The sequence below is a fragment of the Actibacterium sp. EMB200-NS6 genome, from assembly GCF_001305615.1.
GTDB classification, from domain to species: domain Bacteria; phylum Pseudomonadota; class Alphaproteobacteria; order Rhodobacterales; family Rhodobacteraceae; genus Actibacterium_A; species Actibacterium_A naphthalenivorans.
The window spans coordinates 2,121,084-2,134,617 of record NZ_CP010869.1 but is presented as its reverse complement, the minus strand read 5'-3'; the positions used below and the strand labels follow the sequence as shown (position 1 = coordinate 2,134,617).

7 protein-coding genes are annotated in these 13,534 nt (G+C 62.8%); all 7 read left to right on the top strand.

Annotated elements, in window-relative coordinates; all coding sequences use genetic code 11:
- Positions 1–141 precede the first annotated feature (141 nt).
- The 7 genes from ectA (at position 142) to TQ29_RS10315 (ending at position 13,350) form a co-directional block, all read left to right on the top strand.
- A complete protein-coding gene (gene ectA, locus TQ29_RS10345; RefSeq protein WP_054539094.1) occupies positions 142–672 on the top strand; it encodes a diaminobutyrate acetyltransferase in 531 nt (176 codons plus the stop codon).
- Between the two features lie 43 nt (positions 673–715).
- Positions 716–2,002 carry a diaminobutyrate--2-oxoglutarate transaminase gene (gene ectB, locus TQ29_RS10340; protein ID WP_054539093.1) on the top strand — a complete coding sequence of 429 codons (1,287 nt, stop codon included), beginning with the start codon at positions 716–718 and terminating at the stop codon, positions 2,000–2,002.
- 4 nt (positions 2,003–2,006) lie between these two features.
- Positions 2,007–2,408, top strand: coding sequence for an ectoine synthase (locus TQ29_RS10335; RefSeq protein WP_054539092.1), 402 nt, complete (start codon positions 2,007–2,009; stop codon positions 2,406–2,408).
- 1 nt (position 2,409) lies between these two features.
- The gene (locus TQ29_RS10330; protein WP_054539091.1) at positions 2,410–3,831 is read left to right on the top strand and encodes an aspartate kinase; all 1,422 of its coding nucleotides are present in this window, start codon (positions 2,410–2,412) and stop codon (positions 3,829–3,831) included.
- A 191-nt stretch (positions 3,832–4,022) separates the two neighbouring features.
- The gene (locus TQ29_RS10325; protein ID WP_037209180.1) at positions 4,023–4,439 is read left to right on the top strand and encodes a universal stress protein; all 417 of its coding nucleotides are present in this window, start codon (positions 4,023–4,025) and stop codon (positions 4,437–4,439) included.
- A 44-nt stretch (positions 4,440–4,483) separates the two neighbouring features.
- The gene (locus TQ29_RS10320) at positions 4,484–6,187 is read left to right on the top strand and encodes a BCCT family transporter (RefSeq protein ID WP_054539090.1); all 1,704 of its coding nucleotides are present in this window, start codon (positions 4,484–4,486) and stop codon (positions 6,185–6,187) included.
- Positions 6,188–6,399: 212 nt separating this feature from the next.
- On the top strand, positions 6,400–13,350 hold the full coding sequence (locus TQ29_RS10315) for a phytase (protein ID WP_054539089.1): 6,951 nt from the start codon (positions 6,400–6,402) through the stop codon (positions 13,348–13,350).
- Positions 13,351–13,534: the final 184 nt, after the last annotated feature.

Genomic DNA, 13,534 nt, shown 5'->3' with positions numbered 1-13,534 from the left:
TTTGGGGGTTAAGATTTTACAACCCATAAGCTAAAGGAAAAAAGTCAATATTTGAGCAAATCGTGAATAATATGCTTTGCCTGTTGAAATAATGACCTATCCTTGATATTTCGAATTTCAAACCAAATAGGAGCAGACGAGATGCATCATTCCCGCGATCTAGCCAGAGCTAACATTCCGAACCTGCGCATGCCACGGGCCGAGGATGGTGCTGCGATCTGGGAACTGGTGCGGGCGTGCAAGCCGCTTGATGAAAACTCCATGTATTGCAATATGATCCAGTGCGATCACTTTGCGGACACCTGTGTGCTGGCTGAACTCAAGGGCGAGGCTGTCGGCTGGATTTCTGCCTATGTGATGCCGAACGATCCCGAGACGCTCTTTGTCTGGCAGGTTGCCGTCGCCGAGAATGCCCGGGGGCTCGGCCTTGGAACGCTCATGCTGCAGGCGATTCTGGGCCGCGATGCCTGTGATGACGTGAAGCGAGTGCAAACGACGATCACCTCTGAAAACGAGGCATCCTGGGCGCTGTTCCGCAAGTTCGGCAAAGTGCAGCGCGCCAAGCTGGATGTGCAGCCTTACTACACGCAGGCCCTGCATTTCCAGAACCGGCACCAGACCGAAAACCTCGTGACGATCCCCCTGGCGCGAGACATGGCGCAAGCCGCCTGAGCCACACTTCATCCTTTTCATCAACAAACCTGATAGAGGTCGTATGTCTACGAACACCTCCAAAATGCCTATTTTCAAACGCCGTGAATCCGAAGCCCGCAGCTATTGCCGCGGCTTCGACACGGTTTTCACCACTGCGCAGGGCGCTCAGATGACGGACACCGCCGGGCGGCGCTATATCGATTTCCTCGCGGGCTGTTCGTCGCTCAACTACGGGCACAATGACCCGGATATGAAGGCGGCGCTGATCGATCATATCGCAGGCGACGGGATTGCCCACGGGCTTGATATGCACACCGAGGCCAAAGGGGCCTTCATTGAAACCTTCGAGGCAAACATCCTCAAGCCCCGCGACATGGATCACAAGTTGATGTTTGTCGGGCCGACCGGTGCCAATGCGGTGGAAGCTGCCATGAAAATCGCCCGCAAGGCGACAGGCCGCACCAATGTGATCGCCTTCACCAACGGCTTCCACGGTGTGACACAGGGTGCGCTGGCCGCGACCGGCAACAGCTACCACCGCGGAGGCGCGGGCACGACGCTGAACAACGTCACGCGCATGCCCTATGACGGTTACATGGGCGCGGAGTTCGATACCTGCGATCTGCTCGCGGCGATGCTGAAAGATGCCTCGTCCGGCATGGACGCCCCCGCCGCGATCCTGCTGGAAACCGTGCAGGGCGAAGGCGGGTTGAACGCGGCAAGCCCCGAATGGATCGCGCGCGTTGCGCAGCTGGCCAGGGACCACGGCGCGCTTCTGATCATCGATGACATCCAGGCCGGCTGCGGACGGACGGGCAGCTTCTTCTCTTTTGACGAGATGGGGATTACGCCCGACATCGTCACGCTGGCGAAATCCGTTTCCGGCTTCGGTCTGCCGATGGGGCTGGTCCTCGTGCGGCCCGAACATGATGTGATGGGACCGGCCGAGCATAACGGCACGTTCCGCGGCAACACCCACGCCTTTGTCACCGCACGCGTCGCGATTCAGAAGTTCTGGTCCGATGGCAGGCTGCAAGAGGATGTTTCACGCCGCGCCGCCATGGTCGAGGACGGACTGAAAACCATCGCAGCCATGATCCCCGGCGCTTATCTCAAGGGGCGTGGCATGATGCGCGGGGTCGATGTGGGCTCTGGTGACCTGGCCGGCAATATCTGCGCCCATGCCTTTTGCGAGGGCCTGATCGTCGAGACCTCCGGCCCCAATGACGAGGTGGTCAAGATCCTTGCGCCACTGACAATTTCCGACGCCACTCTCGGTAAGGGGCTGAATATTCTCATCGATGCGGCACGAAGCGTCACCAGTAATTTCAAGGTTGCAGCGGAGTAACACAATGATTGTCAGAGATTTCAACGAGATCATCGAGTCGGATCGCGACCGCGTGGTATCGGACGCGCAGTGGTCCAGCGTGCGCATGCTATTGGCGGATGACGGAATGGGTTTTTCCTTCCACATCACCTTTCTCGAACCGGGATCGGAGCACACGTTCGAATACAAGAACCACTTCGAGAGCGTCTATTGCATGAAGGGCTCCGGCTCGATCACCGATCTGGCCACCGGCGAGACCCATCACATCAGGCCCGGCGTGATGTATGCGCTCGACAAGCACGACCGGCATATCCTTCGTGCGGAGGAGGAACTGGTCATGGCCTGCTGTTTCAACCCGCCGGTGACAGGCAAGGAAGTGCACCGTGAGGATGGCTCCTACGCTGCACCTGAGAACGTCGAGGCCTGAGATGACCCACACCGTGGAAAAGATCGGCGGGACGTCCATGTCCCGTCTACATGAATTGCGTGATACGCTTTTCTTGGAAGACGGCGCGCCGCGTTATGGCCGTATCTTCGTGGTTTCGGCCTTTGGCGGGGTCACGAACCTGCTGCTGGAGCACAAGAAGACCAGGCAGGCAGGTGTCTACGCCGCCTTCGCCAATGCCGAGGACGATCACGGCTGGCATGACGCGCTGAGCCGTGCGAGCGCGGCAATGGTGGACGCCCACCAGACAGTGCTCGATCATCCCGGAGACATCGCGCAGGCGACGACGTTTGTGCAGGACCGGATCGAAGGTGCGCGCAACTGCCTGATCGACCTGCAGCGATTGTGCTCCTACGGGCATTTTCGCCTGAACACGCACCTGATGCAGATCCGTGAATTGCTCTCGGGGCTGGGAGAGGCGCATTCGGCCTATGTCGCGACCCTGATGCTGCAACGTGCAGGCGTGAATGCGCGCTTCGTAGACCTGTCGGGCTGGCGCGATGAGGATGACCTGACCCTGGATGAACGGATCGAAAGCGCGATGGAGGGGATCGATACACACGTTGAATTGCCCATCGTCACCGGCTACGCGCAATGCCGCCAGGGGCTGATGCGCGAATATGACCGCGGCTATTCGGAGGTGACGTTCTCACAACTCGCAGCGCTGACAGGTGCGCGTGAGGCGATCATCCACAAGGAATTCCATCTTTCTTCCGCCGACCCGAACCTTGTCGGAGAGGATGCCGTGCAAACGCTCGGTCACACGAATTACGACGTGGCAGACCAGATGGCCAATCTCGGGATGGAAGCGATCCACCCGTCCGCGGCAAAGACACTGCGCCAGGCGGGCGTGCCCCTGCGTGTCACCAACGCGTTCGAGCCGGGCCACCCTGGCACGATCGTCGACGACCAGGCTGCTGGAGATCCGGCGGTCGAGTTGGTCACCGGCCTCGATATCATCGCGCTGGAGGTGTTCGAACAGGACATGGTCGGCGTGAAGGGTTATGACGCGGCGATCCTCGAGATTCTGACACGCCACAATGTGCGGATCGTCTCGAAAGTTTCGAACGCGAACACGATCACGCATTACGTCGACACCTCCTTGAAGTCCATGCGCCGGGTGGAGGCCGATCTTGCCGCGAGATACCCGCAAGCCGAGATCACCACCAACAAGCTGGCACTGGTCTGTGTGCTGGGCCGCGACCTGACAGGACTGAAGGTGATGTCGCGCGGGCTTCGGGCCCTGGAAGACGCAGAGCTGACGCCCCTTGGCGCGGCGCAAGGCCCGCGCAACGTCGACACTCAGTTCATTCTGAACCGCACGGACCGCGATCCCGCGATAGCGGCGTTGCACAGAAGCTTCTTCGCTCAATCAACGACCGTCGCGATGACAATCGCCGCTTAGCGCCCCGAGGGCCCAGCCCGACATGTCGCATTCAGGGCACGGTTCGACGCACCCGTTTGCTTTCGGGGCCACGATTCGTTTAGCCTGATCCAAGGGGACAAAGAACCGGCGGCCCTGCAAATCACCGGAGGCTTGGCCACGCGCCCCGAGCGGCAAGCCGACCTTCGGCCGCGTCAATCGGGAGAGAAGTAATGTTCAAACGGATAATGGCACCGGTCGATTTGGCACATGTCGAACGGCTTGGGCCCGCGCTCGACTGCGCGGCCGATCTGGCAAAACACTACGGCGTGCCGGTTGTATATGTGGGCGTCACCTCGTCTCTACCCAGCCAATTGGCGCATAACCCGGAAGAGTTCGGCCAAAAGCTTGCCGCATTCGCCGAGGCGGAGGCGGCCAGGCACGGCGTCGAAACCTCGGCGCATACCGCCATCGCACATGACCCGACGACCGAGGTCGACGATGCGCTGATGCGCGCAATCGATGAAACCGGCGCCGATCTTGTCGTGATGGCCAGCCACGTGCCGAATGTCATGGATTATATCTGGCCCTCCAACGGCGGAAAACTGGCCGAGCATGCGAAATGCTCGGTGATGGTGGTACGCTCTTGAGTCGTACACGGACAAAACAACGACAGTGAACAGGGAGGCCGCAGATGGCCGACGAAACCACAAATCAGGGGATCCCCGCGCCAGAAGGCGCATCCCACATTATCGAGACGGACTACGAGATCGGTCAGGACAATTTCGAAACGCAGGTCGGGCCCTTCGGGCTCGACATTCACAACCCGGTCTTCCTGATCTCGGCGCTCTCCATCATGGCTTTTGTGGCCTATGCGCTGTTTGCGCCCGGAAGCGCAGATGCCGTATTCAACGGCATCGACCCGAGCGATACCTGCGAGGCCGGTGCCTTTTGCGATCTGGGAATGCGCGCCTATCTGACCTCGAATTTCGACTGGTTCTTCCTGTGGTCGGCAAACATTTTCGTCGTATTCTGCCTGTTCCTCATCGTTTCACCGTTCGGCTCCGTCCGGCTCGGTGGCAAGGACGCAAAGCCTGACTATGGCTACCCCGGCTGGTTCGCGATGCTGTTTGCCGCGGGTATGGGGATCGGTCTGATGTTCTTCGGGGTGCTGGAGCCGGTCTATTACTTCGGCACGCCATGGGGGGACGAGCCATTGGGCGTCGTTCGCCCCTTCACGGAAGACGGCGCCCTGATACCCGAAAACGTGGCCGCCGCCCGGCGCATGGCACTGGCGGCAACGTCCTATCATTGGGCGCTGCATCCCTGGGCGATCTATGCTGTTGTCGCGCTCGCACTCGCGTTGTTTTCCTTTAACAAGGGCTTGCCGCTGACGATCCGCTCCGCCTTCTACCCGATCTTCGGCGAACGGGTCTGGGGCTGGACCGGGCATATCATCGACACGCTCGCCGTGTTTGCCACGCTTTTCGGTCTTGCAACCTCGCTCGGCTTTGGCGCGCAGCAGGCGAATGCCGGTCTGGAATATGTGTACGGCCTGCCCAACAACGTGACCGTGCAGGTGATCCTGATCATCGCAATCACGCTTGTCGCGCTGGGTTCGGTCCTGCGTGGCCTTGATGGGGGGGTAAAGGTGCTGTCCGAAATCAACATGGGCATGGCGCTGTTGCTGTTGCTTTTCGTGCTCTTCGCGGCAGGTGCGGCCACAATCATGACCGGGTTCGGAAAGGGCATCGTCGCCTATTTTCAGGAGGTCATTCCGCTCTCGATCCCGCATGGGCGCGAAGACACGGGCTACATGCAAGGCTGGACGGCCTTCTATTGGGCCTGGTGGATCTCCTGGTCACCCTTCGTCGGCATGTTCATAGCCCGGGTTAGCCGCGGTCGAACGGTCCGTGAGTTCGTGACCTGCGTATTGATCATTCCGTCTCTGGTGTGCGTACTCTGGATGGCCGTTTTCGGCGGTGCCGCGATCGAGCAAGTGATTGCGGACCCGGCCGCGAGCGCGGTCAAGGCGCAGGTGATCGACAGCTACAACCCGCCCCTGTCTCTGTTCGCGATGCTCGAAGGGCTGCCCTTCGCTGCGATCACCTCGACCATCGGAATCATCCTGGTCATCGTGTTTTTCGTGACGTCTTCGGATTCCGGTTCACTGGTCATCGATACGATCACGGCTGGCGGCAAGGTTGACGCGCCGGTGCCGCAGCGCGTGTTCTGGTGCACATTTGAGGGGCTTGTGGCGATTGCGCTTCTGATCGGCGGCGGGCTTGGCGCATTGCAGGCCATGGTGATCTCCACGGGCTTGCCGTTCACTGTAATACTGCTGCTGATCTGTTGGGCCATCCTGAAAGGCCTCATTCAAGAGCGCCGGAACAGCTGAGCCACCAAACAACCCGCACGGGCGCCTCGTCGCGCCCGTGCGCCCGTGATGACGCGCTTGTCGAGGCTCTGTTCGAAGGCTTTGCGAAACCCCGGCGCGGTTCCCACAGTTCCGGCGCGTCGGTTTAAATATCCATCACAGGGAAGTCACATCAGTGTTTCCTCCGGGCGAGACAGTTCCCCCATTAGGCCATTTCAGTGGGGGATTCGAGCATGGACATTCGTGTCGCAACATTTAACGCATCGCTTAACCGCAACTCCGAGGGCGAGTTGATCGCAGATCTGAGTACGTCTGCAGACACTCAGGCGCAATCGGTCGCCGAGATCATCCAGCGCTCGGATGCGGACATCATTCTCATGAACGAGTTCGACTACGAGGCCGCCGGCGAGGCAGCCCGGCTTTTTCAGGAGAATTATCTCTCGCTGAGCCAGAATGGCGCGGCGCCTGTCGAGTATCCGCATGTCTACGTCGCGCCCTCCAACACCGGCGTCCCGAGCGGCTTTGATCTCGACAATTCAGGCGCCGCGGGTGACTTCGCGCCGAATGACGCCCAGGGCTTCGGCTTCTTCGAGGGCCAGTACGGTTTCGTGATCTTCTCGAAATACGAGATCGACACCGCGAACATCCGCACCTTCCAGAACTTTCTCTGGAAGGACATGCCGGGTGCTCTGCTGCCCGAGGACCCGCTCGATGCCGATGGCAACGGCGATACCTCGAGCTGGTACACAGAGGAAGAACTCGAGGTCCTGCGCCTTTCCTCGAAGAACCATGTGGACGTGCCAGTGATCGTCGATGGCGAGACTGTCCATGTGCTGGCCGCACACCCGACGCCGCCGGTTTACGACGGCCCCGAGGATCGTAACGGCACGCGCAATCACGACGAAATCCGTTTCTGGGCCGATTACGTCGCCGGCGAAGACTACATCTATGACGACAACGGCACATACGGCGGCCTTGCCGAGGGCGAGCGCTTCGTGATCCTGGGTGATTACAACGCCGATCCCTTCGACGGCGACAGCGTGAACGGTGCCGCCAACCAGCTGCTCGACAGCCCCCTCATCAACGGCTCTGCCACCGACCCGGCGGTAACCCCCTCCAGCGACGGCGGCCCGGTGGCCTCCGAGCTGCAGGGCGGCGCCAACGATGATCATGTCGGCGATCCCGCCTTCGACACCGCCGACTTCGGTTTCGCCGGCGCCGGCACTCCCGACGACGCGCCGGGCAACCTCCGGGTCGACTATGTGCTGCCGTCCGAGGCGGGCCTGGCCTATCTCGATGGCGGCGTCTTCTGGCAGACGCCGGACGACCCGCTCTTTCCGCTGGCCGAATTCCCGACCTCCGACCACCGCCTGGTCTATGCCGACCTGCGGGTGACCGATGATGACCGGACGACGGTCACGGGTGTGGAGTTCCTCGGGATGACGGAAATCGACACCGGCGTCATTTTCGACGGGACGATTGTCGGGGGTCTCTCCGGCATCGTACTCGACCCCGCGACGAACACCTACCTTGCGGTTTCCGACGATCGCGGAGCAGGGGCCGACGGCACGCCACGCTTCTACGAGGTTTCCATAGATCTTGGCGACGGATCGCTGGACGAAGGCGATGTCTCGCTGCTTGGCGTTACCGCGCTGACCCTGCCCGGCGGCGCCACCTTCGACGCGCTCAGCCCCGACCCAGAGGGCATCGCCATCGGTGCCAACGGCCAGCTTTTCATCTCTTCCGAGCGCGATCTGCTGGGCAATCCGGCGATCTACCTGTTCGGCAAAGACGGCGTGCTGGGCGGCGCGCTGCCGGTCGATACGAAGTTTCTGCCCACCCCGGCGGGGACGAACGGGGTGCGCAACAATCTGGGGTTCGAGAGCCTGACGATCTCGCCTGATCAGACAACGCTCTGGACCGCGACGGAAAGCGCGCTTGTCCAGGATGGAGCGCCCGCCACCACCGAACTCGGCTCGGCGGCACGGATCATACGCTATGATCTCGAGACCGGCCTGCCGGTCGCCGAATTCGTCTATGAGGTCGACCAGATCGCGAACGAACCCGTCCCGGCAGACGCCTTTGCCGACAGCGGGCTTGTCGAATTGCTGGCGCTCGACGATCAGGGCACGCTGCTCGCCCTGGAGCGGTCCTTCTCCACCGGCGCGGCGGATCGCGGCTACACCGGCAAGCTCTATCTGGTCGACACCCGCGGCGCGACCAACGTCATCGGCGAGAACGGCCTGCCGGTCAGCGAGGACGACGGCGAATTGGAGATCGACGTCGACGCACCGGTCAAGAAGACCCTGCTGGCCGATCTGGGCGACTTCGGCATCGTCGTCGACAACGTCGAGGGCATGACACTCGGCCCGGTTCTCGACGATGGCCGCCAGTCGCTGATCATCGTGTCGGACGACAATTTCTCGGCCTTCGGGCCGCAGGCCAGCCAGTTCATCTCCCTGGCGCTGGACCTGCAGGATATCCCGACGATCGCGCCGGTGCTGGAGACACCGGACGCGCTGCGCTACGACAACCCCTTCGACACGACCGAAGGCCCGGACCCGGACGATCCCGCGGTCTGGCTCAACCCGAAGGATGCCGGCGCCAGCACGATCGTCACCGCGATGAAGAACGGCGGGCTCCGCGTTTACGATATCGAGGGCAATGAACTCCAGCGGATCGAGCCGGAAGGCATCCGCTACAACAACGTCGATGTTCTCTACGGCGCGGGCAGGGGCAAGAACACCTACGATCTTGCCGTTGCCTCCGACCGCGAGAACGACACGCTGGCGATCTACCGTTTCAAGAAGGACGGAACGCTCAAGGATGCCACCTCGTGCAAGATCCCGGAGACGATCTTCGGCGTCGATGACGGCGAGGCGACGGCCTACGGGCTGGCGGCCTATACCGCCCCGGATGGCCGCGACTATGTCTTCGTGACCCAGGCGGACGGCAACAAGATCGCCCAGCTTGAACTGAAGCAGAAGGGCAAGAACTTTACCTTCGATCTGGTCCGGACGCTCGAACTGCCGGTGGCCGATGGCGAGGAAGCCGAGGATTACCAGGCCGAGGGCATCGTGATCGACCGCGAGACCGGCATCGGCTATGTCGCCGTCGAGGAGGAACTGGGCCTGCTGAGCTTCAGCGCCGACCCGGACGGGCCCGCCACCTTCGAGACCGTGGCGCCGGTCGACGCCGCGTTCTTCTCGCCCGACATCGAGGGCGTGTCGATCTACTACGGCGATGATGGCGACGGGCTGATCCTGGTCTCCTCGCAGGGCGACAGCACCTTCGCGGTGTTCGACAGGATCAACCACAGCTATCTCGGCTCCTTCGCCATCGGCGCCAACAATGGTATCGACGGGGTGGAGGAATCCGATGGCGCGGAGATCTACTCCGGCAGTCTGCCGGGCTTCGAGAACGGGTTGCTGGTCACCCAGGACGGCTCGAACGAGATCCAGGTCGTCTTCCCCGAGCCGGGCGACGGCGAGGTGCAGAACTGGAACGTCAACTTCAAGCTCTCCGACCTTGGCGATGTGCTCGCGCTCTTCGGCAAGGCAACCAACCCGGACTTCGACCCGCGCGAACTGACCCCGCAGACGCTGCCGCAGGGCGTATCCGCCGGCGACGTGACCGAAGACAGCGTGGTGCTCTGGGCCCGCTCGCTGGCGCTCGGCGAGGTGGAGTTCAAGGTCTATGAGGCCAAGCCGAACGGCAGGCTGAAGAAGGTCGCGGTACAGAGTGTCGAGGTCACTGATACCGACGTCCCGGTCAAGGTCCTGATCGACGATCTCGCCCCGGGCAAGGACTATGTCTTCGAGGTCGAGGATGCCGCGGGCGCCACCCGCACGGGCCGCTTCGGAACCGCCGCCGAAGATGGCTACAACGGGCTCGTCTTCGGCGTCTCCGGCGACTGGCGCGGCGAACTCGCGCCCTATCCGGCGATTTCAAACGCCGACGAGGCGGATCTCGACTTCTTCGTCCTCCACGGCGACACGATCTATTCCGATTATCCGAGCCCGGCGCTGGACCAGCCGCAGGCGATCACCCCCGAGGATTACCGGACGAAGTATGCTGAGGTCTACGGCGCACGCGACGGCCTGAACGCCTTCGCGGATCTTAAGGCCTCCACCGCGATCTTTGCCACCATCGACGACCACGAGGTCACGAATGACTTCGCCGGCGGCGGGACCATCGGCGGAACCGCAGAGAGCGAGTTCCGGGATCTGTTCCCGGACGATGACCCGGCGGCCTTCATCAACGACGCAACGCTCTACGAAAACGGGCTGACGGCGTTCCAGGAATACCACGCGGTCGCCGACAAATTCTATGGCGACACCGGCGACGCCCTGACAGCGGGCGAGCGCGAACTCTATCGCTTTCAGGAGTTCGGCCAGGACGCTGCCGTCTTCATCCTCGACCAGCGCAGCTTCCGCGACGAGCCACTTGCGGGCGCGAACCTCACCGACCCGGCCGACATCGCCCGGTTCCAGGCCGAGAGCTTTGGCCTGATGCCGGGAACCGAGGGCCGCAGCCTGCTGGGCGCCGCGCAACTGGACGATCTGAAGGCCGACCTGCTGGCGGCCGAGGAAAACGGGGTGACCTGGAAATTCGTTCATACGCCGGAGCCGATTCAGAACCTCGGCTTTTTCAACGCTGACAGCTGGGAAGGCTATGCCGAGGAGCGGACCGAGCTGCTCTCCTTCATCGAGGAGAATGACATCAACAACGTGGTCTTCGTGGCCGCCGACATCCACGCCACCTTCGTCAACAACCTGACCTACGAGGCCGTTCCGGGAACCGGCCAGATCGCCAGCTCGGCCTGGGAGATCACCACGGGCGCCGTGGCCTTCGACGCACCCTTCGGACCGAGCGCGGTCGAGGTGGCCGGCGGGCTGGGTATCCTGAGCCCCGCGGAACTGGCGTATTACGAGAGCCTGCCGGTCGCGCCGGATACCGATGACCTGCCCGACGACAAGGACGATTTCGTCAAGCAGGCCTTCAACTCGGTGATGGCCCAGGGCGGCTATGACCCGATCGGGCTGAACGACAATCTCGCGCAGGCCGAAGGGCTGATCGACGCGACGCTGCTGTCCGGCGATTACGTGGCGGCCCATACCTTCGGCTGGACCCAGTTCGAGATCGACGCGGACACCCAGGCGCTGACCGTCACCACCTGGGGCATCCCGGCCTACACGCCCGAGCAGGCCGGAAGCAACACCGACCTTGTGCCGCAGATCGTCAGCCAGTTCGTGGTCGACCCGCAGGCTGATGAGGCGCCCGAACCATCACCGACGATGCTGGCGACGGAGGACGGTTATCTGGCGGAAGCGGTCTTTACGATCGGCGACACGTTCTCCGGCACAACGGGCGCGCTCAATGAAACCACGGCGGGCGACTACACTCCGGTCGGCGTTCTCGACGGCCTGGGCGCCTTCGCGCATGACGTGGATGGCGATGGCGCGGCCGATGTGGTGCGCCTTCTGGGCAACCACGAGCTGCTGAACAACCGCGGCAACGCCTACGAGGTGTCGGATGGCGACGGCGGCACGTTCTCGATGACGGGCGCCCGCATCTCCTATTTCGATTTCGATATCGAAAGCCGTCAGATCGTGGACGCCGGCCTTGCCTATGACACGATCTACGACGGCAACGGCGACATCGCCTCCGACCTGACCTTCCTTTCGGAAGCCTACGCCCCGTTCTTCGGCGGGCCGGAAAGCGCGAGCCAGTGGCAAGGCTTCTCCCGGTTCTGCTCGGGCATGCTGGTGGAGGCCGAGCAGTTCGGCAACGATCGCGGTCTCGTCGATACTGTCTATTTCGCCGGTGAAGAGGACGGCGGCGGGTACAACTCGGTGGGCGGTGCCGAATGGGCGCTCGACGTCGAGACCGGCGCGCTCCATCAGGTTCCGGCCATGGGCCGCGGTGCGTGGGAAAATGTCACCCAGATCGACACCGGCGACCGCAAGCACGTGGCCTTCGTGCTCTCCGACGACACGGCGCCCTACGATTTCGATGGCGACGGCGAGGATGAAGCCGCGCCGCTGTTCCTCTACGTCGGCGAAAAGGACCGGCACTCCGACGACTTCCTGGCCCGCAACGGGCTGGCGGACGGCAAGCTCTTTGTCTGGGTTGCCGAGGCGGAGGAACTCGCGCCGTACGAGGCGATCAAGGCGCATATCGCCGAGGTGCTGGCCTCTGGCGATCTCGCGCGCTGGGAAGAGCGGAAACTGGCGCGGGCCGACAGCTTCGCCGACCGCCACGAGGACGACGAACGGTTGCTCGAGAAGCTGGCCGAGCGTCTCGATGTCGATCTGACGGGCGACAGCATCGACAGCCCGCTGGAGTTCAGCGGCACCGGCGCCGAGATCGCGGGGCGGTGGGTCGAGATCAACAACGAGCCGCGGCCGGGCATGGCCTCTGAGGACGGCACCACCGGCTTCGACGAATACGGCTACCCGACGCAGGGCAATCTCTGGCTCCAGGCGAAGGAGGCGGGCGCCTTCGGCTTCTCGCGTCCGGAGGACGTGGCCACGAACCCGGACAATGGATCCGAATTTGTCCTCGCGTCCACCGGCGTCGATACCTACGACATCGACCCCGAAACCGGCAACGGGGCCGACAGCTTCGGCACGGTCTACACCATGGAGGTGGAGTTCGGGCGGAAGGCGGCGCTGAAGTCGAGCACGCTCAAGATCGCGTATGACGGCGACGACGATCCGGCGCGGGCGCTGCGCTCGCCGGACAACCTCGACTGGGCGCGCGACGGGCTGATCTACGTGCAGGAAGACAAGGCCGAGGACGATACGCTCACTGGCGAGCCCCTGTTCGGCGCGGGGGCGGCCAACCCCGAGGAGGCCGGCATCGTCGCGCTGGACCCGGACACCGGCGAGATCGTCCGCATCGCCAACGTCGACCGCGGTGTGGTGCTCGACGGTTCGATCGCCGACCCCGGTCTCGCAGTCGATGTCGACGCCGGCATCGCCGGCGCCTGGGAGAGTTCGGGCATCCTCGAGGTTTCCGAGCTGTTCGGCATTGATGACGGGTCACTGTTCCTTGCCACCGTGCAGGCCCACGGCATCGAGGATCAGGCGGCCTTCAACGCGGAGAGCCGGCTCACCGACGCGGATCTCGTGGAAGGGGGGCAGCTGCTGTTCCTCGCCGACGCGTTCCTCTTCGCCTGACGTGCCGGCGGCGAATAGCGGATTCCGGCGGACATGCATTGTCCGCCGGACCCATAGCCTGACGCGCCTGATGCGTCAGTGTTGTGCCCCCTGGTCTTCATCCGGTCGGAACCAGCGCCACTTGTGTTGCTCCGCTTTCCGGCGCAGGTGGAACGGAGCCGCCAACATCCGCGCGCAGCTTTCA

What these genes read in the sequence shown, in the direction of transcription:
- ectA (WP_054539094.1), top strand. Translation starts at nt 142, where the DNA reads ATGCATCATTCCCGCGATCTAGCCAGAGCTAACATTCCGAACCTGCGC.
- ectB (WP_054539093.1), top strand. Translation starts at nt 716, where the DNA reads ATGTCTACGAACACCTCCAAAATGCCTATTTTCAAACGCCGTGAATCC.
- TQ29_RS10335 (WP_054539092.1), top strand. Translation starts at nt 2,007, where the DNA reads ATGATTGTCAGAGATTTCAACGAGATCATCGAGTCGGATCGCGACCGC.
- TQ29_RS10330 (WP_054539091.1), top strand. Translation starts at nt 2,410, where the DNA reads ATGACCCACACCGTGGAAAAGATCGGCGGGACGTCCATGTCCCGTCTA.
- TQ29_RS10325 (WP_037209180.1), top strand. Translation starts at nt 4,023, where the DNA reads ATGTTCAAACGGATAATGGCACCGGTCGATTTGGCACATGTCGAACGG.
- TQ29_RS10320 (WP_054539090.1), top strand. Translation starts at nt 4,484, where the DNA reads ATGGCCGACGAAACCACAAATCAGGGGATCCCCGCGCCAGAAGGCGCA.
- TQ29_RS10315 (WP_054539089.1), top strand. Translation starts at nt 6,400, where the DNA reads ATGGACATTCGTGTCGCAACATTTAACGCATCGCTTAACCGCAACTCC.